21 protein-coding genes are annotated in these 20,660 nt (G+C 45.3%); 9 read left to right on the top strand and 12 right to left on the bottom strand.

The window, feature by feature from the left end; all coding sequences use genetic code 11:
• The first annotated feature begins 2 nt into the window (after nucleotides 1-2).
• Both F8L24_RS09865 and F8L24_RS09860 read left to right on the top strand, forming a co-directional pair.
• Entirely contained in the window at nucleotides 3-656 is a 654-nt protein-coding gene (locus F8L24_RS09865; protein ID WP_294955172.1) for a response regulator transcription factor, read from the top strand.
• Nucleotides 649-1,839: an ArsS family sensor histidine kinase gene (locus F8L24_RS09860; protein ID WP_294955170.1), complete on the top strand. Its 1,191-nt coding sequence runs from the start codon at nucleotides 649-651 to the stop codon at nucleotides 1,837-1,839. The genes F8L24_RS09865 and F8L24_RS09860 overlap by 8 nt, the downstream gene beginning before the upstream one ends.
• A gap of 108 nt (nucleotides 1,840-1,947) precedes the next feature.
• Here F8L24_RS09860 and F8L24_RS09855 read toward each other — a convergent pair whose 3' ends face one another.
• A complete protein-coding gene (locus F8L24_RS09855) occupies nucleotides 1,948-3,303 on the bottom strand; it encodes a class II 3-deoxy-7-phosphoheptulonate synthase (protein WP_294955259.1) in 1,356 nt (451 codons plus the stop codon).
• A 285-nt stretch (nucleotides 3,304-3,588) separates the two neighbouring features.
• Nucleotides 3,589-4,299: a carboxy-S-adenosyl-L-methionine synthase CmoA gene (cmoA, locus tag F8L24_RS09850; RefSeq protein ID WP_294955168.1), complete on the bottom strand. Its 711-nt coding sequence runs from the start codon at nucleotides 4,297-4,299 to the stop codon at nucleotides 3,589-3,591.
• Between the two features lie 252 nt (nucleotides 4,300-4,551).
• On the opposite strand from cmoA, the gene F8L24_RS09845 reads away from it, so the two are divergent.
• A complete protein-coding gene (locus F8L24_RS09845; RefSeq protein WP_294955166.1) occupies nucleotides 4,552-6,369 on the top strand; it encodes a diguanylate cyclase in 1,818 nt (605 codons plus the stop codon).
• Here F8L24_RS09845 and F8L24_RS09840 read toward each other — a convergent pair.
• From F8L24_RS09840 to F8L24_RS09795, 10 genes are all read right to left on the bottom strand, one after another.
• On the bottom strand, nucleotides 6,366-7,214 hold the full coding sequence (locus F8L24_RS09840; protein WP_294955164.1) for a bifunctional riboflavin kinase/FAD synthetase: 849 nt from the start codon (nucleotides 7,212-7,214) through the stop codon (nucleotides 6,366-6,368). The two genes, F8L24_RS09845 and F8L24_RS09840, sit on opposite strands and share 4 nt — an antisense overlap.
• Nucleotides 7,215-7,252: 38 nt before the next feature.
• The gene (locus F8L24_RS09835; protein ID WP_294955162.1) at nucleotides 7,253-7,966 is read right to left on the bottom strand and encodes a TlyA family RNA methyltransferase; all 714 of its coding nucleotides are present in this window, start codon (nucleotides 7,964-7,966) and stop codon (nucleotides 7,253-7,255) included.
• Nucleotides 7,963-9,909: an NAD-dependent DNA ligase LigA gene (gene ligA / locus F8L24_RS09830; protein ID WP_294955160.1), complete on the bottom strand. Its 1,947-nt coding sequence runs from the start codon at nucleotides 9,907-9,909 to the stop codon at nucleotides 7,963-7,965. The genes F8L24_RS09835 and ligA overlap by 4 nt, the downstream gene beginning before the upstream one ends.
• Entirely contained in the window at nucleotides 9,906-10,553 is a 648-nt protein-coding gene (locus tag F8L24_RS09825) for an ElyC/SanA/YdcF family protein (protein ID WP_294955158.1), read from the bottom strand. Before F8L24_RS09825 ends, ligA begins: the two co-directional genes overlap by 4 nt.
• 3 nt (nucleotides 10,554-10,556) lie before the next feature.
• Entirely contained in the window at nucleotides 10,557-11,696 is a 1,140-nt protein-coding gene (gene folP / locus F8L24_RS09820) for a dihydropteroate synthase (RefSeq protein ID WP_294955156.1), read from the bottom strand.
• An 11-nt stretch (nucleotides 11,697-11,707) separates the two neighbouring features.
• The gene (locus F8L24_RS09815) at nucleotides 11,708-12,226 is read right to left on the bottom strand and encodes a DUF805 domain-containing protein (protein ID WP_294955154.1); all 519 of its coding nucleotides are present in this window, start codon (nucleotides 12,224-12,226) and stop codon (nucleotides 11,708-11,710) included.
• 112 nt (nucleotides 12,227-12,338) lie between these two features.
• Nucleotides 12,339-12,956 carry a DNA polymerase III subunit delta' gene (locus tag F8L24_RS09810; protein ID WP_294955152.1) on the bottom strand — a complete coding sequence of 206 codons (618 nt, stop codon included), beginning with the start codon at nucleotides 12,954-12,956 and terminating at the stop codon, nucleotides 12,339-12,341.
• A complete protein-coding gene (locus F8L24_RS09805) occupies nucleotides 12,956-13,504 on the bottom strand; it encodes a HobA family DNA replication regulator (RefSeq protein ID WP_294955150.1) in 549 nt (182 codons plus the stop codon). Before F8L24_RS09805 ends, F8L24_RS09810 begins: the two co-directional genes overlap by 1 nt.
• On the bottom strand, nucleotides 13,504-14,709 hold the full coding sequence (locus F8L24_RS09800; RefSeq protein WP_294955148.1) for an aspartate kinase: 1,206 nt from the start codon (nucleotides 14,707-14,709) through the stop codon (nucleotides 13,504-13,506). Before F8L24_RS09800 ends, F8L24_RS09805 begins: the two co-directional genes overlap by 1 nt.
• A gap of 57 nt (nucleotides 14,710-14,766) precedes the next feature.
• The gene (locus F8L24_RS09795) at nucleotides 14,767-15,240 is read right to left on the bottom strand and encodes an RNA pyrophosphohydrolase (protein ID WP_294955146.1); all 474 of its coding nucleotides are present in this window, start codon (nucleotides 15,238-15,240) and stop codon (nucleotides 14,767-14,769) included.
• 128 nt (nucleotides 15,241-15,368) lie between these two features.
• Here F8L24_RS09795 and hemW point away from each other — a divergent pair, with 128 nt between their 5' ends.
• From hemW to F8L24_RS09765, 6 genes are read left to right on the top strand one after another with little or no spacing between them, the layout of a single operon-like run.
• The gene (gene hemW, locus F8L24_RS09790) at nucleotides 15,369-16,424 is read left to right on the top strand and encodes a radical SAM family heme chaperone HemW (RefSeq protein WP_294955144.1); all 1,056 of its coding nucleotides are present in this window, start codon (nucleotides 15,369-15,371) and stop codon (nucleotides 16,422-16,424) included.
• A 36-nt stretch (nucleotides 16,425-16,460) separates the two neighbouring features.
• Nucleotides 16,461-16,949, top strand: a complete 489-nt coding sequence (gene tatB, locus F8L24_RS09785; RefSeq protein ID WP_294955142.1) for a Sec-independent protein translocase protein TatB — start codon at nucleotides 16,461-16,463, stop codon at nucleotides 16,947-16,949.
• The gene (gene tatC / locus F8L24_RS09780; RefSeq protein WP_294955140.1) at nucleotides 16,949-17,989 is read left to right on the top strand and encodes a twin-arginine translocase subunit TatC; all 1,041 of its coding nucleotides are present in this window, start codon (nucleotides 16,949-16,951) and stop codon (nucleotides 17,987-17,989) included. Before tatB ends, tatC begins: the two co-directional genes overlap by 1 nt.
• Before the next feature lie 15 nt (nucleotides 17,990-18,004).
• On the top strand, nucleotides 18,005-19,039 hold the full coding sequence (queA, locus tag F8L24_RS09775; RefSeq protein ID WP_294955257.1) for a tRNA preQ1(34) S-adenosylmethionine ribosyltransferase-isomerase QueA: 1,035 nt from the start codon (nucleotides 18,005-18,007) through the stop codon (nucleotides 19,037-19,039).
• An 11-nt stretch (nucleotides 19,040-19,050) separates the two neighbouring features.
• The gene (locus tag F8L24_RS09770; protein WP_294955138.1) at nucleotides 19,051-19,677 is read left to right on the top strand and encodes a C40 family peptidase; all 627 of its coding nucleotides are present in this window, start codon (nucleotides 19,051-19,053) and stop codon (nucleotides 19,675-19,677) included.
• Nucleotides 19,678-19,736: 59 nt separating this feature from the next.
• On the top strand, nucleotides 19,737-20,630 hold the full coding sequence (locus tag F8L24_RS09765) for an NlpC/P60 family protein (RefSeq protein WP_294955136.1): 894 nt from the start codon (nucleotides 19,737-19,739) through the stop codon (nucleotides 20,628-20,630).
• The last annotated feature ends 30 nt before the right edge of the window (nucleotides 20,631-20,660 follow it).

Genomic DNA, 20,660 nt, shown 5'->3' with positions numbered 1-20,660 from the left:
CTATGATCAACATCCTAATGATAGAAGACGATCCGGAGTTTGCGGAACTTCTGAGCGAATATCTTTCACAGTTCGATATTAAGATCACCAATTATGAAGACCCGTTCCTCGGTCTGAGCGCCGGTGTCAAGAAATATGACCTGATGATACTTGACCTGACACTGCCAGGGATGGACGGACTGGAAGTCTGCGAAGAGGTCGTACGGAAATATGATATGCCGGTGATCATCTCTTCAGCACGGAGCGACATCAGCGACAAAGTAAAAAGCTTTGAACTCGGTGCCTACGACTATCTGCCGAAACCCTATGATCCCAAAGAGATGTACGCACGCATCATGTCCATTCTGAGCCGTGTCCAAAAGGACGGAGAAAAACAGAATTCCCTTCCCAAAAGTGATTTTGAGATCAAGGGAGATACCATTTACTTTAAAGGACAGGCGCTTACTTTGACACCGGCTGAATTTGAAGTACTCTCCCTGCTTGTCAAACACCAGGGCATCACACAGTCACGGGAACAGATCATCAATACCTCCGGTACTATGAGCATTGATTCACAGGGCAAAAGCCTTGATGTCATCATTTCCAAGATACGCAGCAAGATCGGGGACAACAAACGTATTCAGGCTGTCCGTGGTGTAGGATACAAGCTTGTTTAAAGACTCCCTGCGAAACAAGATCAATCTTGTTTTCTCCATAACGCTGGTTCTCCTTGCCACACTTTTCATTGCTTCGGTCAGATACGACCATGCCAAATTTGAAGAACACAATGCCGCGCATGAACGCGACATAGCCCATTATCTCTATCAGTATTATCTCAAAACGGGAAAAATAGATGAAGCCTATCTTGAGTCACAGAATGTCTCACTTGTCAAAGACAAAGCGCAGGAAGTACAGATAGAGCGCTACTTTAAAGAAAAAGGGAAATACAAGAAATATGCGGTCGATACCTACCGTTTGCAGCGTATCATTCTGATCAACAATGATCGGTTCAAACTTTTTTTGGAAAATAAAAACAGACCGAGATACCCGGTCAAACGTATTATAGTATTTGCCATTGTGCTGCTGTTTATTCTCTTTCTTTACCTGTGGATCGTGCAGAGTCTCAAACCTCTCTCGGAACTCAAAGAGAAGATCAAAACATTTTCCGAGGGCAATCTTGACATACGCTGTGCCAGTGACAAAGATGACGAAATTGCGGAAGTCGCCAATGAGTTTGACCATGCAGTGACCATGATACGCGAACTCATACAGTCGAGACAGCTCTTTTTGCGTGCCATTATGCATGAGCTCAAAACACCCATCGCCAAAGGTCGCCTGATGAGCGAAATGCTTCCCGACGAAAAAAGCAGGGCACGCATGCACAGCATTTTTGAACGCATGAACCTGCTCATAGACGAATTTGCCAAAATAGAAAAGATCACTTCACGCAATTTCGACCTGCATATCAGTCCCTATAAAATGTCAGACCTGGCTGAAGCGAGTATTGACATACTGATGGTAGAAAACCCGGAAAGACTGGTTACCATAGAGATTGAAGAAGACTACATTGTCAAAGCTGACTTCGAACTTTTCACGCTTGCCATGAAAAACCTGCTTGACAATGCTATCAAATACAGCACAGACAAACATGTCACTGTCAAGATCAAAAAAGACCGTGTAGAGATCATCAACAAAGGAGAGGCACTTCCTGAAACGATCGAAAACTATTTCAAACCGTTCCATACATCAAAAAGCGGACTGGGGCTTGGGATCTATATTGTCAAAAGTATTCTGGATATTCACCATATGGAACTGGCGTACAGGTATGAAGAGGGGAATAATATCTTTACAGTGAAATAAGCGGATAGCGGTGCTGCCGGAAGACAGTCACCCTTGCAGATAAATGGCATATACAAACTACGCGGTACGGATTTTCAGCACCGTACCCTGCCAAAACATCAACTGTTTTTATTCGTTGCAGTCGTCACAAATCGTATCGGAAAGCATGAAAGCAAGTTCCAGGGCCTGAGACGCATTGAGTCTCGGGTCACACTGCGTATGGTAACGGCTCGCGAGCCCTTCAGCTGTAATGGCACAGGAAGTACTTCCCGTACACTCGGTCACATCATTTCCTGTCATCTCGAGGTGAATACCTGCAGCGATCGTACCCATCTCTTTATGAATTTCGAAGAACTGTTTTACTTCAGAAAGGATATTGTCAAAATCTCTGGTCTTGAAACCGGTAGAAGATTTTTCAACATTCCCATGCATCGGGTCACAGGACCAAACCACGCTTTTTCCTTCGTCCCGGACACGCTTGAGCAGTCGGGGAAAATATTTTCCGATCTTGTCCGCACCCATTCGAACGATCAGGTTCAGTCTTCCTTCTTCATTGGTCGGATTCAACGCATCAATGAGTCCAATGAGCTCATCTTCCTCCATACTCGGCCCGACTTTGCAGCCGATAGGGTTTGCGATCCCTCTGAAATATTCTATATGTGCTTCCTTGAGGTCTCTCGTTCTATCACCGATCCAGAGCATATGCGCAGAACAGTCATACCATTCACCCGTTTCGGTATCTAAGCGTGTCAGTGCTTCCTCATAATTCAGCAGCAATGCTTCATGAGATGTATAAAGCGTCGTCTGATGCAGTTGTGGCATTGCTTCGCTTGTCAATCCGCATGCTGCCATAAACTTCATGGCATGGTCTATTTTATCGCTCAGTTCGTCATAGCGCTTGCCCAGAGGATTGTCTTTAATAAAATCAAGATTCCACTGATGTACTTTGTTCAGGTCGGCCAGCCCACCCCGTGAAAAAGCACGCAGCAGGTTCAATGTCGCTGCCGATTGGTTATAGGCTTTGATCATATTGTGCGGATTGGGTATTCTTGCCTCTTCGCTGAACTCAACGCCGTTAATGATATCACCACGGTAGCTCGGAAGTTTTATACCGTCTATCTCTTCAAAATCAGAAGATCTCGGCTTGGCAAACTGCCCCGCGATACGTCCGACCTTTACGACAGGTTTGCCTGTAGAGTACATCAGGACCATATTCATCTGAAGCATCAGTTTGAAAAGATTTTTAATGCTTGCGGCACTAAAGTCCGCAAAACTTTCAGCGCAGTCTCCGCCCTGAAGCAGGAAGGCTTCACCGCGTCCGGCCGCAGCCAGTTTTCTTTTAAGATTCCTTGCTTCACCGGCAAAAATGATCGGTGGGTAGGAAGCCAGCTCGGATTCAACCTGTCTCAGTGTTTCCTGATCCTGGTATGTTGGTTGCTGCTTGATGGGAAATGCTCTCCAGCTGCCTGGTGTCCAACTCATAATAGTTCCTTAAAATAAATTGCAAAGATTATAGCTGAAAAAATATGAAAATCATATGGATATGGTTACAATGCTGAAAATATCTTAAATAATCCTTTGTATTTTGGAAGAAATTTGACTTTTTCACCTTGTGAATAAGATGTGAACAACTCATATTAAATAATGAAACCCGTCTGTCCCGGCAAGAATAAAATTATTTGTTTTTTTGATTTTTTCACAGGGTGAATAACATGTGAAAACTCATATTAAATAATGGAACCCGTGTTTTAGGGGCATAACATAAAAGTGTTACTTTTTGGCAACAAATGTTACAAAATTCGCCCATTGGAAAACAGTATTGATATGGACAAACCCTGCTTCTTTGCACATGCGGATATTTTCTTCGATCGTGAAGGGAATCAGGACATTTTCCAGCGCTTCACGCTTTTGTGCGATCTCATATTCGCTGTAACCCTGTATTTTCTTGTAGTCATAGTAAATGTCGATCATTTCTTTGTCAAGGCGCTTATCATCAAAAACCACTTTTTCCGAAAAGATAAAAATACCTTCGCTGTTGAGTCCTTCATACAGTTTTTTGACAAGTTCAATACGCTGCATGGGGCGGATGAACTGCAGGGTATAGTTCGCAACGATAATGTCTTCATTTCGGTAATCATATTCTGTCATATCGGCCAGCTCCAAATCGACGGCAGCACCGAACGCTTTGCATTTCTGTTCTGCTCTTTCCAGCATAGCAGGAGAATTGTCAATGCCTTTAAGCTGCATAGAGACTTCCATTTTACTGTGCAGGTCCAAAAGAAATTTCGCGGTAGATACACCAAGATCAAGTATTTTTTTACCCTCTTTCTGCTCAGCAAGAATCAGGGAGATCACCAGGCGCCTGACTTCATCGTAAAAGGGAACAGAACGGTTGAGCATATCATCAAATACCGAAGCGACTGCCTGATCGAATTCAAATTTTTTTTCAATCTGTTTTGAAAATACTTTATCTTTTTCCATGCTGTTGTCCTTTACATACCAAATAGTGATAGAGCGAATTTTAGCATAATTCAACCGAAACATTAACAATTATTTTCAACATATTTTATATATCAATAGATAAAACTGATAATACACTGTACGTAAAGCTGCCTATACGTATGAATACTTTCAAATCAGCCCTGTTTTAAAGAACTTAAAGCAGCAAATATATTAAAATAATTATAATATACAAAGATAAAATATAAAAAAAACAAATGAGGTGGGAGAATAGTGCAACAGCTGACTGTACTTGTCGTAGACGATGACAAGATTACCACCGCCATACTTTCCCACATGCTTGACAAGTATGCAGATCATGTCATTATTGCTTCCAATGGTGAAGAGGGACTTTCACTTTTCATAGAACACAGACCCGACATCGTACTCACAGATATCAATATGCCCCGTATGGGCGGTCTGGAAATGGTGGAGCAGATACGCAAACTTGACGAACATGTCAAGATCGCCATCTTTACGAACTTTGAAAACCGTGATATTCTTCTTCAGGCAATCAAATTCGGTGTCAACCAGTTCTTTTCCAAACCTTTTGAAGCCAAAGTCTTTGCACAAGTCATTCAGCCTCTGTGCGATGATGTTCTGGAAAAACGCCGTATCAGTACCGAATTGGCACGACAACAGAATATTCTTCATGCCATTAAGAAGATGGCACATAACTTTCTGCAGCATGTAGACTGGAAAGCTGCACTCAATACGGAAATGGTCCGTCTTAAGAATGCAGCAGATACGTCTGCGATCTTTATTTACCAGAATCATATCGAAAAAAATGAACTCGTTGCCAAACGCCTTTATGCGGTCAATGACGATGTACAGGCCCGTGCACGGAAACAGGTACATTACCGAAAACATCATCTCATGCGGTGGAAAAGGCATTTGGAGCGCGGGGAATATGTCAATGGAAGTATTTACAGTTACGACAAATCCAAACAGAAACTTCTCAAAGCATTCAAAATAGAGTGTCTTTTGATACTTCCTATTTTTGTCAACAAAGAGTGGTGGGGCTTTCTCGGCATTGGGAATACCGTAGACTACCGTCTCAATGTCACCAATATTGAAATGCTCAGTACGGTTGCTTCCATCATCGGTTCAGCCATCAACAATGAACGGAACCTTCATTCTCTTGAAATGTCATCAGCGGTGTTTGAGCATACGATGGACGGAGTACTCATTACCAATGCGGACAACCGTATCATGCATGTCAATGCAGCCTTTTCGGATATTACGGGGTATCAACCTGAAGAAGTTGTCGGCAAAGATCCGAAATTCCTGAAATCAGGCACCCATGACAAACATTTTTACCAGCAAATGTGGACACAATTGACCCAAAAAGGGAACTGGCAGGGAGAGATCACCAACCGTAAGAAAAACGGGGAGATCTATATTGAATGGCTCAGTGTCAATGCCATTCACAATGACAACGGTGAAATAGAGAATTTCATCGGCATTTTTTCCGATGTCACGCATCAGCATAAAGACGCCCAGCACAATGCCTATCTTGCAACCCATGATCCTCTAACCGGTGTTTCAAACAGAGTACTGCTTCATGATCGCCTGGAACATGCGATAGAACATGCCAAACGTTTCGACAAATGCTTTGCTGTGATCTTCTGTGATCTTGACAACTTCAAACCCATCAATGATACCTACGGGCACTCCGTCGGAGATGAAGTCCTGAAATATATTGCCGGCATTATGAAATCAATCCTGCGAAAGGATGACACACTATGCCGTTACGGCGGAGACGAATTTGTCATTCTCATCGAAGAATTGAAAGGCTTCGAGAGCCTGGAAACCGTGCTCTCAAAAATCCGTACACTGTCCAACCAGAGTTTTAGTATCAACGGCATTGAACTTACAGTTGGTATCAGTATCGGTGCGGCGATCTACCCCAACGATGCCCAAAGCCCCGAAGCGATCCTCAGTGCGGCGGACCAAGCCATGTACAATGCCAAAAAACAGGGGAAGAACACTATCGCATTCTTTCAGAGACATGAAGCACTGTACTGCAGCAATACCTATGGGTTAGGCTAATCCCGAGATAAAAGTATTTTCCGGGTTTGCGCAATATCGGCCTCTATCTGCATTTTAAGTGCCTGCAGCGAATCAAACTTTTTGTTTTTGCGTATCAAGTCCATAAATTCCACCTGAACCTCTCCTTCTGCTGTTTCGATCGTTTCATCCAGAATATGTGTTTCTACTGCGAACGAGCCGTCTGTAGTGACACGATGCCCCAAAAAGCTTACAGAGGGAAACCATTTTGTACCGATTTTGCTTCGGGTCGCATATACCCCTTCCATAGGCAGCTGATAATAAAAGATCTTCAAATTGAGCGTCGGTACCAACGCTTTTTTTCCCAATCCCTGCCCGGAAATAACATTGCCTTCTATGCTGTAGTGTCGGCCCAGAAGCCTGTTTGCCATTACAATATTGCCTTCCCTGAGATACGCTTTGATGGTACGCGAATGTATCGGTATGCCTTCAAAAGAAATTTCATCGACCACAATGACTTCTCTTCCGAAAAGTTCAGACAATATTTCCGGTGTTCCGGTTTTGTTTTTTCCAAACGCAAAGTCATAACCGACAACAATACGCTCAAGGAGAGGAAAATCTTCCTGGAGTCTTGCTACAAATTCCGAAGGGGTATACGTTTTGATCTTCTCAAAATAATAAAAACAGCACATTTTTTCGGTATACAGAGAACGCTTGTATCCGGGGGTAAGGTAACCGGTATTGCGCTCGATGATAACAAGGGCATCGACCTGTTCTATGAGCTTTTGGTGTGCTGCATGCATTCCGTCAAATGAACCTATGGCAATGGATCTGATGTTGTTTTGTATGTTCAAACTTCTCTCCTGAAGGACTTTGTCTGCTGACAATACTCCATACTTAATAGTGTTGATGAGGACACGGCATCCTACACTTTTATAAAATGATAAAGGTACTCCTGGTTTCCCTCTTTGCCTGAAAGAGCAGAAAGTGCCTGGCAGACTTCTTTCCAGCCCAGTTTCAATGCCTCAGCTTCAAAAACTTCCTTTTTTCTGGCAATGGCATCGGGATCCTGGACCACCCCCCTGCTGTCACGCTTGGTATCTTTACCTACTTCAAACTGCGGTTTGTAGAGTATGACAATATCCGTACCCTCTCCTGCCAGACGGTCAATGTCATCCAGTATCTGTAAAACGGAAATAAACGAAACATCACAGGTGATCAGCTCGAAAGCTTCCGCACTTTGAAAATCGCGAATATCTGTCTCTTCATATACGCTCACCCGTCCATCTTGGCGCACTGAAATATGCAGCTGATCTTTCCCTACATCTACACAGCAAAGCGATACCGCACCGTTTTCCAGTACAACCTGTGCAAACCCTCCGGTGGAAGACCCAATATCCAAAGCATGTTTTCCATGAAAATCGACAGGATGCTCGGCAAGAAACGATTCGAGTTTGCGGGCTGCACGGCTGACATAAAATTTGACATCGGCTACTTTCACTGCGCTGTTTTCATCGATCTTCATCGAAGGCTTCGGCTTTTTCCCATCCACGGTCACCTCTCCTGATTTTATCGCTTCGAGTGCACGGTTCCGGCTTTCAAAATAGCCTTCCTCTACAAGGTATTTGTCCAGTCTCACAACATCCCCCTCATCTCATCTTCAGTCAAGGTCACTACCCCCAGACTTTCCGCTTTGGCAAGTTTAGACCCTGCATCTTCGCCATAAATGACGAAGTCGGTTTTTTTGCTTACCGAGCCGCTTACTTTGGCACCCAGCTTTTCAAGCATCTCTTTAATGGTACCGCGGCTCTCACTCATCGTTCCTGTCAGAACCACTGTTTTGCCTTTAAAAGGATTCTCTTTTGCTTCTATCTTCTTTTCGACAGTCGGCTGGATGATGTCAAAGAGTTTCAGTACTTTCTCACGGTTTACCCGCATAAATTCCAGCAGAGAATTGGCTATCTCTTCCCCGATACCGTCGATCGCAACGATCTGCTCATACGTCGCATCTACAATACCCAGGCCAAATTCCAGCGCCAATGCCCTGCTCGCCACTTCCCCGATATGTTCAATCCCCATGGCGTTGATAAGCCTGTGCAGCGGTGCACCTTTGGTTGCTTCGATCGCCCTGAGCAAATTATTGATCTTCTTCTCTTTAAAGCCCTCAAGTTTTGCCAAATCTTCCGCTTTGAGACTGTACAGATCAAGCATATCTCCGATAATACCTTCTTTGACCAGCTGTTCTACGATCTTGCCTCCCAGGCCGTCGATATCCATACACCCTTTTTTGGCAAAATGGATAATGGCATTGACGACCCGGTCAGGACAGGCAAGATTCTGACATTTGATCAGTGCCCCCTCATCAAGCAGTTCGCTTCCGCAGGTAGGACAGTGTGTCGGCCGCTCTACAGGCTTTTCTTTTCCGGTACGGCGGTCGGCAAGTACTTTGATGATTTTGGGGATCACATCGCCGCTTCGAATGATGATGACATGGTCGCCGATGCGGATATCTTTGCGTTCGATCTCATCAAAATTATGCAAAGTCGCACGGCTGACCATAGCACCCTCGATATTGACCGGCTCTATCTCTGCCACCGGGGTAATCACCCCCGTACGTCCTACCTGAAGCGTAATGGCTTTGATCTTTGTGACTTTCTCGACGGCAGGAAATTTGTAGGCACACATCCATTTGGGGAACTTCACCGTATAGCCGAGTTCCTCTTCCACTGCTATCTCGTCCACTTTAATCACCATACCGTCCATCATCATCGGTATCTCGTCACGTTTGGAGATCAGGAACTGATAAAATGCTTCTATCTCATCAATGGTATTGCAGGGTTTATGATAGGGTGGTTTCAAAAATCCCTGTTCGTATATCAATGCCATTTTCTGCGAAAGTCTGCTTTGGGGCAGTCTATTTTCTCCCACCCCCCAGGGATAGAAGACAAGCCGCCGCTTGGCAGTGACCGAAGAATCAAGCTGCCTGAGACTGCCGGCTGCCGCATTTCTCGGGTTGGCAAAAGGAGTTTCCCCTGCCTTGAGCCGTTCATCGTTGATCTTTTCAAAATCATCTTTGCGTATGACTACTTCTCCCCGGATCTCTATCAGTTCCCGATAGTTTATAGTAAGCGGTACCGAGCGGATCGTCCGGACATTGTCTGTCACTTCCTCTCCTACGATACCGTCACCCCTCGTGATGGCGCGCAGAAGTTTTCCGTCTTCGTAAAGCAGGTTCATACTCGCACCGTCAAACTTGGGTTCACAGAAATAGTCACACTGTCCGACATTTTTTTCAACCCTTTCCAGCCACTCCTGCATTTCTTCCCTGCTGAAAACATCTTCCATGCTCCACATTCTCTTGATATGCTTTGCCTTGTTGAACTCATCACGTACAATGCCGCCGACACGTTTTGTCGGCGAATCTTCCCGGGCAAGACCAGGATGTTCTTTTTCAAACGCAAGAACTTCGTGATAGAGCTTGTCGTACTCTTCATCTGTCGCAACGGGATCATCTTCCACATAATAGGCATACGCCCACTTTTTAAGGGTTTCTACTTTTTCTTCATACGCTTTAACTGTCATGGTCTGTACTGTACTTTCTCTTTTTTTCCGTAAATTTTCGGTTCTGTTTGAAGCAGATATACATCAAGAAACGCTTTTACCCGTGCCAGATATTCTCTAAACTGCATACGCAGTGCCGCTTTGGTACCGCTGCGGGCCCTGGCTTCAAAACCAATCACCTTCTGCCCTTTCGCACGAGCGATGAACAGTGCTCTTTCAAGATGAAATTTTTGCGAGATGATTATATACTCTTTCAAATCAAAGACCGCTTCTGCCCGCACAACCGAATCCAGTGTGCGGAACCCTGCAAAATCCTGTGCAATATACTGTCTGGGAATTCCCGCTGCGATCAGGTCCAGGTACATCGAACGTGTTTCATTGTAATAACGGCTGTTTTTACTGCCCGAAACGACAATAGCTCTGATCTTTCCCGCTTTCCAGAGTGCCGCTGCTGCTTCAATACGATAACGGTAATAGTAGTTGATCTTCCCTTTGGCAATATATTTGTTGGTACCCAACAGCAGCGCTGTTTTCCGTGGCGGTACCTTCCCGGCATCGGTATAAATGTAGGGATCTGCCCGGTAGGAGATGTAAAAATCAAGCAGCCCTATGGCAACCAGTACCGGCACAAGGAACAGCAAAAGACTTTTGAGCCGCTTCATCATCTCTTAGCGCAGGGCTTTCCATACGGCAAGGGCCTGTCTGTGCGCCGGGACATCATGGCAGCGTACAATACTCGCACCATTCTCCACCGCCTTGAGATGCAGTGCTAGTGTACCCGGCAGACGTTCGTCCACTGCTGCAGGGATGATCTTGTCTATCATTGATTTACGGCTTGCCCCGATTAATACTTCACAGCCGAAATGTTTGAAGTGTTCCAGATTTTTTATCAGCGTCAGGTTGTGTTCAAGCGTTTTTCCAAACCCAATGCCCACATCGAGAATAAGCGATTCTCTCCCCAGTCCCAGTGCTTCGCATTTTTCGATACGTGTTTCAAAAAAAGTGCTTACATCAGCCGTTACATCTTCATACTGCGGATTTTCCTGCATTGTCTGAGGTGTTCCCTGCATATGCATTATGCAGAGTTTGGCACCATACACCTCGGCCAGTCTGATCAGACGTTCGTCTGAAGCACCGGTAATATCGTTAATAAGCCCAAAACCGCTTTGCAGGGCATATTCTACTACAGACGGACGGTAGCTGTCTATGGAAAAGAGTGCTTTTTCATACAGTGCTTCCGCCTTGAGTGCCTCACAGACGGGGATGATACGTTTCAATTCTTCCGCCTCGCTGACCGGCTTTGCCCCGGGGCGGGAAGAAACGGCACCGATATCAATGATCTCCGCTCCCTCTTCTATCTGTTTTTTGACCTGCCTTACCGCATCGTCAGCCATGAAACGGCTGCCGGCATAAAAACTGTCATCATTGGCATTGATGACCCCCATGATCCGAAGCGGAAAATCCCGCGGAGAAAAAAAAGCACTCAGCTGTTTTGCCAGTATTTTGAGTCCGAAAGGCTGTACCAGCTCTTTTCGGGCAAGTATTTTCATTTGTTTGACCGTACCGATAAGTATGCAGTCATACACCGGCTTTTCACAGAGAATCACCCCGCCGGGTACCGCAAGTTCCGCCCCAATGCTCAAAGCATCCTGTTTCAGTATATTCGCTGCCGGTGTTTTGAGCGCTTTAATATAAAAAAAGACAAGCTCCATCTTCCCGGCCATAATGGAAATACCGCCGCTTTCCACACCAAGGGTTTTGAGCACAGCTCTCTTGTCTGCCATGGTGCCCAGTCTGTAAATCTGCATCTCTGCTCCGATCAGGCTGTTCGTTTTCTAAACGCATCGCTGGGGATGAAAACCAGACAGAGGAATACCACAAGGTCAAAGAGCTGTACTACTTTGCTGCCTGTGGAACTGTGGGCTTGAAAAGCAGTCGAAGTTCCCGCGGCAGTATGAAGTACAGCGGAACTGATCTCTGTATGCTGTACGGGAAAAAGTATATTCAGCAGTACCGAAACAGCGATCAGTCCCACAATGGTCCAGAAGGCCGGCAGCCCCATATCACGAATGCGTTTGGCCAGAATATTGACCTGAGCAACGATCACAACAACCATAAATGTCACGACTCCGATCAGTGTTGCTATACCAAAATGCTCAAGCAGTGCCGCCTGATTCTCCAGGATTGTACCGTTCATGACAGCTTCCAAAGACCCTGCAGCAAAGATCATACCGAATGCTGCCGCAATGACCAGGACGATCAATAAAACATAATATCCCAGATAAGGAAGACGTTTCAGTCTTCCCTTGCTCCATTCACCAAAATACACATTCCACATTCCATACTCCTTGAGAATTCAATATGTTATCATTATAGTATAAGTGGCATAAAAACTTATGGAGAACCCAAAGGGTAGAATTTTTGTTTCGGGATTTGGGGGAAAACGGCGTTTAGCGTTTCTTTCTCGCCAGAAGTTTCAAAAGCAGTGTCGTCAGTACGAATTGAGAGGGAGAACCGACATCGAGAGCAACAAAGGCATTGGAAAACAGTATCAGTGTTTTTTCATCCAGATCATAGTGTTGTGACCGGATCGCCTCTTTGGCAATATTTTCGACCAGCAGTTTCATCCCCTTGGCATCGGTTCGTTTATGCAACTGAATGAATTCATACACGGCTGCCAGATTGAGATGCTGCATATCCAGTCCCAGAAGTGTCTCCTGTTTCTCTTCTTTCAGTACCGTTACAGGCAGTCTGGAACGAATAGTACCCAAGATAGTCGCTTTTGAGGGGGTAATGAAGATGAATTCTTTTTTAGGCGGAGGCTCTTCGATGACTTTAAGCAGTTTATTCTGGACGAGCGGCGTAAAGACCTTTGCCGCCAGAATGATCACGGTCGTTTCCTCACTTGCCATATAGGCTTTTTCTATGGCCAGTTTGGCATCTTCAACAGAAAAGGCTTTCTCCCCTTCACATATTTTGACAATACGTTCTGTGGTCACAGCAGATTCAAGTGCCTCGATCGTGCCATCCATATCGTTCGTGATGAGTACCTGGCTGATCAATCTCATCATAGCTCCAGATCTAAGTCTCCAAAAAGTGCCGCTGAAAGTGTCTCATCAAAAAGTTTGTAGAGCTGAAGCAGCTTAATGTCAAGCAAAGGGTCAGAGGAACGAAACGCAAAACTGTTCTGCACTTCCTCATCCATGATCCACAAAAAACTGTCTTCGTTCCTGTAGGCGATCTTGGTATAAGGATGATTCCCTTTTCCAATATACCAGATAAAATATCCGTTCGGATAGGAAATTTCGAACATATCTTCAAGAAGCTGTATGTTTTCTGTGGATTTCAGGGACTTGAGATTGGGAAAACACTTGTTTAGCGTGTAGACTGGAAGCAAAGGTCTTTTCTTGCGAAGATCATTGACACTGTTGAGAATATATTGCCCGAACCATTCATGGTGCTCGTCCGTCACGATCAGTACGGTATTGCCTTCAATCATCTGCGATACAGCGGACTTGACAAGCGGTGCCCACTCATAGCGATATTCTTCCATCCATGAGAAATCAGATTTCTCATTCCGTATCGTATCCAGTGTCCACTTCAGGAGAGCCTGCATTATTTATCCAGTTCGTACGCTTCATGAAGCGCACGGATCGCAAGCTCACCGTACTTTTCATCAATGATCAGGGAAATTTTGATCTCTGACGTAGAGATCATCTGGATATTGATATTGCTGTCTGCCAGAACAGTGAACGCTGTAGCTGCTACACCGGAATGTGACTTCATGCCCACACCGACCACAGATACCTTGCAGACATGTTCGTCAAAATCAGCCCCCTGAATATCTTCGTTAAAAGATTCTACCAGTTTCTCGGCATCTTCTATTTCACTTTGGGGCACGGTAAAACCGAGGTTGGTCAATCCGTCCGTTCCCACATTCTGAATGATCATATCTACATTGACATTTGCTTCTGCCAGTGCAGAAAATATCTCTGCCGCGATCCCGGGTCTGTCCACTACACCCCGGAGTGTTACCCTTGCCTGATTTTTATCAAGCACGACTCCGCTGACTAAAACTGCTTCCATATTTCCGTTCTCCTTCGTTATCAATGTACCTTTATCATCACTGAAACTGCTCTTGGCATAGAGCTTGACATTCAGTTTTTTTGCCAGTTCGACCGACCGGCTCTGCAATACCTTTGCCCCCAGAGAGGAGAGTTCAAGCATTTCGTCATAGGAGATCACATCCAGTTTTTTGGCATTGGGTTCAATACGCGGATCGGTTGTATAGATACCGTCTACATCCGAATAGATCTCACACTGATCCGCATGGAGCGCTGCGGCAAGTGCTACCGCCGAGAGATCGGAACCGCCCCGGCCGAGTGTTGTGACAGAACCATTCCTGTTGACACCCTGAAAACCGGCCACAACAACGATCTTTCCGTCCCTGATAGCATGCTGCATGGCTTCAGGATGAATCGATTCTATCCGCGCAAAAGTATGCAGGTCATCCGTAACGATACCCGCCTGACGTCCGGTCATGGCAACCGCTTCGTAGCCTTTTGCCTGAAGGGCAATGGAGAGAAGCGCTGCCGTGATCCTCTCTCCCGAGCTCAGCAGCATATCCATCTCTTTTTTCGCAGGTGTTTTGCTGAAGTGCTCTGCATACCCCAGCAGTTTATTTGTCTCGCCGCTCATCGCGGAAACGACGATGACAAGGTCATGCCCCGCTTCCCTTGCTCTGGCAACACGGTTCGCTACATTTTCGATGCGTTCCAGTCCGCCTACACTTGTACCGCCATACTTCTGTACGATCAACATCAATCTATTCCTCTTGTCAAAAAATCATTTTACGGCTGTGCTTCCCACAGCTTCCTGTTATATCAGACCTTCTTTCATAAAATGATCGATCACTTTGCGATACACTTTACGCTTAAAATAGGTCACTCTTCTGAACAGTTCTTCATAGTTTACAAAGGTATACTCTTTAAACTCCGGAATTTCAAAAGCATGAAGATCGATCTGCGCATCTTCTTTCAGCCGAACCAGAAAATATTTCTGTGTCTGACCGTCAAAAGGATACACTTTTCCCCTTGCCGTTTTAGGAAAGTCATAAGTGATCCACTCCGGGAACTCCCCCAGTATCTCAACACTGTTGCATCCGATTTCCTCAAGCAGTTCCCGGTAGAGTGCATCCTGGGGTGTTTCTCCCTCATCAATGCCGCCCTGCGGAAACTGCCAGGCATTTCGTATGTCACTTCGATGTGCAATGAAAAATTCACACTTTTCCGGATATTTTGAAGAGAGTATAACAGCTGCAACATTGGGCCTGTAGCTCTTTTTGTTTTGCATACCAAATACTCATTTTCAATCATTTTTAAAAAACAGTCAAATAACTGCGTCATTTAGAGACTTGCTCTTAAATTTCTGATATGATTCTACCTAAAATACGGTTATATCCATTTGAAAAAGGCAAAAAAATGTTAGCCTACATTCACATCCCCTATTGTGACTCGAAATGTCACTACTGCAGCTTCAACTCCTATGTAGACAAGTTCGACACACGCAATAGCTATATGCAGGCACTCTACCGTCAGCTGGTGGTTGAACTGCAGCGTTTCAGTGTACAGCACGGACAGATAGAAACCCTGTTTATCGGAGGAGGCACCCCCTCGACCGTGGCACCCGAACTCTATAGGCCTGTTTTTGATCTTCTAAGACCCTATCTCTGCAAAGATGCAGAGATCACAACGGAAGCCAACCCCAATTCCGCCACAGAAATATGGCTCAAAGGCATGAAAGAGCTCGGCGTAAACCGTGTCAGTTTCGGTGTACAGAGTTTTAACAGTGGGAAACTCAAAGCCCTCAACCGGGCACATACCCCCAAACAGGCAGAAACAGCTGTTCTAACGGCCAAATCACTTGGCTTTGAACATCTTTCCCTTGACCTCATTTACAATTACCGGGGCGATACAAAAACCCTTCTCGAGAGCGATATCGAACAGGCATTTGCACTGCCGATCGACCATATTTCGGCCTATGAGCTCACCATAGAGGAGGGCACCAGGTTTTCAAGCACACCTGAAGTCAGGCAGGAGAATGACGATCTCGCCTTTTTCGTTGCCGGGGAAATCGTAAAAAGAGGTTTTACACACTATGAGATCTCCAATTTCGGACAGTACCAAAGTCGGCACAACAAAGGGTACTGGGAACTCGATGACTATATCGGTGCCGGTGCCGGTGCCGTCGGTTTTCTCAAAAATACCCGTTATTACCCGCAAACCGATATTGAAAGGTATATTGCCGATCCTCTGACTATCAGTGAAGAATTCCTCAGTGCGGAAAATCTGCTTACCGAAAAGATCTTTTTGGGTCTGAGAAGCACTATCGGCATTGAAAAAGGCCTTCTGAACACCACAATGCGTACAAGAGCCGAACTGCTTGTGAAGGAAGGGAAACTGATACAGAACAGTACACACTTCTACAATGAGAACTTTTTTATTGCCGACGCCCTTGCACTCTATATTTTAGAATAATTTGCTAAAATACAGCAATTAATTCAAAGGCATTCGATGTTTGGCATAGGTTTTACCGAAATACTTCTCATAGCTATTATTGCGATCCTTTTTCTAGGACCGGACAAACTGCCCGAGGCGATGGTCCAGATCGCAAAGTTCATCAAAAGTGTCAAAAAGACCATAGGTGACGCAAAAAGTTCTCTCGATGAAGAGCTTCGTATCGCTGACCTCAAAGAAGAAGCACTTAATTACAAGCAGCAGCTGGACAGTGCCACAGACGAACTCAGAAGTTTCAAAAATATCGGACTTGATGATATGCAGGACATTATTTATGATACGGATACCCATGAGATACAGCAGCCTGAAAAAGCATCTCCGTATGCCGATGAAAGACCTGCCCCGCAGGTTGAAGAAAAAAGCGATACTGTCACTTTCAAGAAAAAATCAAAAAAGAAAAAGAAAACTTCCGGAGAAAATGATCAAAAACCTGAAAAACCTGCAACCAACAAAGATAAAATCCAAAAGAATGAGGACAAAGCCTGATGTTTGATGACCTTCGTCCCCACCTCGCTGAACTGAGGAAAAGGCTTGGACTTTCCGTTCTTTCCGTTTTTGTTGCTTTTATCATAGCATTTACCTTCCACAATGCCATTCTCACATGGATCACCGCACCCCTCAACAATGCGCTGACACAAGTAGGACGTATCATAGAATCACAGGAAAAGGCAACCTGGACCATGAAGCAGGAGGAGAACACAAGCAAGACACCTGCCGTGAAAGCCGCTGAAAAGCTTCAGAAAAACCTTTATGAAGCTGCCAAAGCTGCTGATCCGAAACTGGCTCCGCTGCTTAAAAATGCAGCCGATGCTGCCCGGATACTGGATGACACGATCAAAAAACGCGATCATAATTCTGCCCGTCCGAACCAGCACAATTTTGAAGGGAAGATCACCACACACCAGGTCGGAGGCGCTTTCTTTGTCGCCCTGAAAGTTTCATTTTTTGCAGGGCTTCTCGGTGCCATGCCGTTCATCCTGTATCAGCTCTGGCTTTTTGTGGCTCCGGGGCTCTACAGCAATGAAAAGAAAATGGTCATTCCTTTTGTTGTCGGCGGATCGCTTATGTTCTTTATCGGGGTTGTTTTTGCCTATTATGTGGTCACACCGTTCGGTTTTCAGTTCCTCATTACTTTTGGATCTTTCCTCTATACGCCGTTCATCAATATCGAAGATTATGTCGGATTCTTTACCAAGATCATGCTCGGTTTCGGTATTGCATTCGAACTGCCTGTATTTGCCTACTTCCTTGCACTGCTCGGACTTGTCACGGACCGTACACTGATCGATTTTTTCAAATATGCCATTGTCATCATCTTTGTACTTGCCGCCATTCTGACACCGCCGGATATTTTGACACAGCTGCTTATGGCTGCACCGCTTGTTCTTCTGTACGTTCTCTCCATTTTCATCGTACGTATGGTCAACCCGGAAAAAAAGGATGACGAGGAAGAAGAGAACGACGCAGAAGCGCATGAAAACGAAAGTACCCAAAACGCATTGCCAGACGAGTTAGACAAACCATAAATGCCTACACCGATCCTGCCTGAACTTCTGACCCGAAACTACGACTATACCCTCCCCGAGGGTTTCATCGCGACGACACCTGTACATCCCAGGGACGAAGCAAAACTCCTTGTGTACAACAGAATTGATAACAGTGTTACACACACTACGTTCAAACATCTTCTGGAATTTCTTCCTGAGACATGTGATGTTTTTCTCAATGACACCCGTGTCATTAAAGCACGCATCTTCGGGCGCAAATTTTCAGCTAACGGCCAGGGCGGAGGAAAAGTGGAACTGCTTTTCAACAAACCTCTCGATGCACATCGCTATCTGGTTCTCATCAGGGGAAAAGTCAACAAAGGAACCATACTGCTTTTTGACAACGAACTGGCAGCAACCGTTACCGACTTGAATCAAGACGGTTCCCGTATCGTCACGTTTACCCATCAAAACAAAGAGATCCGCTTTGAAACGCTGGTACAGATACTCGACCAGATAGGCCATATACCGCTGCCTCCCTATATGCAGAGAGAAGACAACACAGAAGACGAAACGGACTATCAGACCCTCTTTGCCGAAAATGCCGGGGCAGTTGCAGCACCTACGGCATCCCTGCACTTTACGCCCGAACTTTTTGACGCCCTGCAAAAAAGGCACAGAACACACAAAATAACCCTGCATGTGGGTGCAGGTACATTCAAACCTGTCGAAGCAGAGAAGATACTGGACCACCCCATGCATTCCGAGTACTTTGATATCCCACAGGATGCCGCACGTGTACTTGACAGTGACAGAGAGATACTTGCCATAGGTACTACCGTGACAAGGACCATAGAGTATTATGTCCGGACCCAAAAAACACAGGGAGAGTGCGACCTCTTTCTCAATCCGCACAATCCGCCCCGAAGAGTCACCCATCTACTCACTAATTTCCACCTGCCCAAAAGTACCCTCATTATGCTGGTGAGTGCTTTTATAGGAAGAGAAAAAACGCTACAATTATATAAAGAGGCTATCGCAAAAAAATATCGGTTCTTTTCTTACGGAGATGCCATGCTGATACTCTAAAAGGGGTTTAAATGAAAACAGCTTTCCCATTACTTTCCACTCTGTTTACACTTCTGTTCTTTTTAAGCGGATGTACTCCCAAACCCTACAGTTATCCAAACTACGCCATTATCAAACCTGAGAAAGTCTGTCAACCCAACAGAGAGAATATTCAGAAACTTCTCAACCAGTATCTCGGAAAACCCTATATCTGGGCTGAAGAGGGACCCAATGCTTTTGACTGTTCCGGCCTGACCTACAACATTTACGGTTCCATGGGTGTTACATTGCCCCGGACGGCATGCGAACAGGCAAAAGTGGGTAAAACCGTCGCTTTTAAAGATTTGACCTACGGCGACCTGATCTTCTTCGGTTCGACCAATAGACACAGCAGACGTATCAGCCATGTAGGTATGTACCTGGGGGACGGATGGTTCGCTCAGGCCAGCAGCAAGCACCGTAAAGTAGTCATCAGCAGTTTTGACAAAGAACCGCGATATAAAAAACGCATTAAGATATGCAAACGTTATATGAGTGAAGACGAAAGAACCTTTTACATGAACTGCAGTGCACCTCTGAAGAAAATGAAAGTTACCAGTACACTCTATACCACACCGTGGAAACCCGGTATGAACATTCCCAGAAAGGCGGTACCGTAAAGGCTCTTTTCAAAGCCGCTTTGGACTATAATTGAATATCTCAACTTCAGGGTAGACGAATGCATAGAATTTATCAACTATTGAGTGCGGTGCTGCTTCTTTCTTCTCTTCTTTTTCTTTCAGGATGCAAACCTTCACCCCATCCAAAACATCCGCATTACGAAATTAAAAAACCAAAAGTAAAATACAGTCCGACAAAAAAAAGCCTTGAGAAAATGGTTAAAAAGCTCAAAGGCAGTCCTTATGTATGGGCTGAAGAGGGGCCAAACAATTTTGACTGCTCCGGATACACCTACTATATGTACGGCAGTATGGGAATCGATCTTCCCAGAACAGCAAGAGAACAGGCAAAGGTCGGGAAATACATCAAACCTTCCGAACTCAAATACGGCGACCTGATCTTCTTCGATACAACCAAGAGACGCAACGGGAAGATCACCCATGTAGGTATGTATCTCGGTGACGGATGGTTCACGCATGCCAGTACTACCAAAAACGAAGTCGTCTACTCCAACCTGCGCACTTCACCGTACTATAAAAAACGCCTGCGCATTTGCAGACGCTACCTGCCCAGCACAAAACAGTCCCTTCTTGCACAGACCAAACAGCACAACAGCCCATGGAAGACCAAAGCTATTGCCGACCTGAAAAGGAAAACACAGGCCAAAGCAGTACAACAGAGGACTGCAAGTCGGCCTGTCATTGACAACAGCAGCAAAAAAGGGGCTTTTTTTGTACAGGTCGGCTCATTCAGAGGAAAACCGAAAAGTGCATTGCTTTACAAGATACGCAGACTCGGGTACAGTTACAAAATCATTCATTTTCCCATGAACGGCAGACAGATATCCAAACTCCTTATCGGACCGTACAGATACAAGGCTACAGCGCTTGACATACTGCCAAAGGTCAAAAAAGAGATCGAACCTACCGCATTCATAGCAGAGATCCTATAGGAGCATATAGCCATATTGCGCTATAATCAG

Source organism: Sulfurovum sp. (assembly GCF_015493435.1).
In the GTDB taxonomy this organism is placed as follows: Bacteria; Campylobacterota; Campylobacteria; order Campylobacterales; family Sulfurovaceae; genus Sulfurovum.
The sequence above is the reverse complement of the archived record's forward strand: the minus strand, read 5'-3'. Positions and strand labels throughout refer to the sequence as shown.

What these genes read in the sequence shown, in the direction of transcription:
- hemW (WP_294955144.1), top strand. Translation starts at nt 15,369, where the DNA reads ATGTTAGCCTACATTCACATCCCCTATTGTGACTCGAAATGTCACTAC.
- F8L24_RS09810 (WP_294955152.1), bottom strand. Translation starts at nt 12,956, where the DNA reads ATGAGATTGATCAGCCAGGTACTCATCACGAACGATATGGATGGCACG.
- ligA (WP_294955160.1), bottom strand. Translation starts at nt 9,909, where the DNA reads ATGACAGTTAAAGCGTATGAAGAAAAAGTAGAAACCCTTAAAAAGTGG.
- F8L24_RS09765 (WP_294955136.1), top strand. Translation starts at nt 19,737, where the DNA reads ATGCATAGAATTTATCAACTATTGAGTGCGGTGCTGCTTCTTTCTTCT.
- F8L24_RS09795 (WP_294955146.1), bottom strand. Translation starts at nt 15,240, where the DNA reads ATGCAAAACAAAAAGAGCTACAGGCCCAATGTTGCAGCTGTTATACTC.
- F8L24_RS09865 (WP_294955172.1), top strand. Translation starts at nt 3, where the DNA reads ATGATCAACATCCTAATGATAGAAGACGATCCGGAGTTTGCGGAACTT.
- F8L24_RS09815 (WP_294955154.1), bottom strand. Translation starts at nt 12,226, where the DNA reads ATGTGGAATGTGTATTTTGGTGAATGGAGCAAGGGAAGACTGAAACGT.
- cmoA (WP_294955168.1), bottom strand. Translation starts at nt 4,299, where the DNA reads ATGGAAAAAGATAAAGTATTTTCAAAACAGATTGAAAAAAAATTTGAA.
- F8L24_RS09770 (WP_294955138.1), top strand. Translation starts at nt 19,051, where the DNA reads ATGAAAACAGCTTTCCCATTACTTTCCACTCTGTTTACACTTCTGTTC.
- F8L24_RS09825 (WP_294955158.1), bottom strand. Translation starts at nt 10,553, where the DNA reads ATGATGAAGCGGCTCAAAAGTCTTTTGCTGTTCCTTGTGCCGGTACTG.
- folP (WP_294955156.1), bottom strand. Translation starts at nt 11,696, where the DNA reads ATGCAGATTTACAGACTGGGCACCATGGCAGACAAGAGAGCTGTGCTC.
- F8L24_RS09805 (WP_294955150.1), bottom strand. Translation starts at nt 13,504, where the DNA reads ATGCAGGCTCTCCTGAAGTGGACACTGGATACGATACGGAATGAGAAA.
- tatB (WP_294955142.1), top strand. Translation starts at nt 16,461, where the DNA reads ATGTTTGGCATAGGTTTTACCGAAATACTTCTCATAGCTATTATTGCG.
- tatC (WP_294955140.1), top strand. Translation starts at nt 16,949, where the DNA reads ATGTTTGATGACCTTCGTCCCCACCTCGCTGAACTGAGGAAAAGGCTT.
- F8L24_RS09800 (WP_294955148.1), bottom strand. Translation starts at nt 14,709, where the DNA reads ATGTTGATCGTACAGAAGTATGGCGGTACAAGTGTAGGCGGACTGGAA.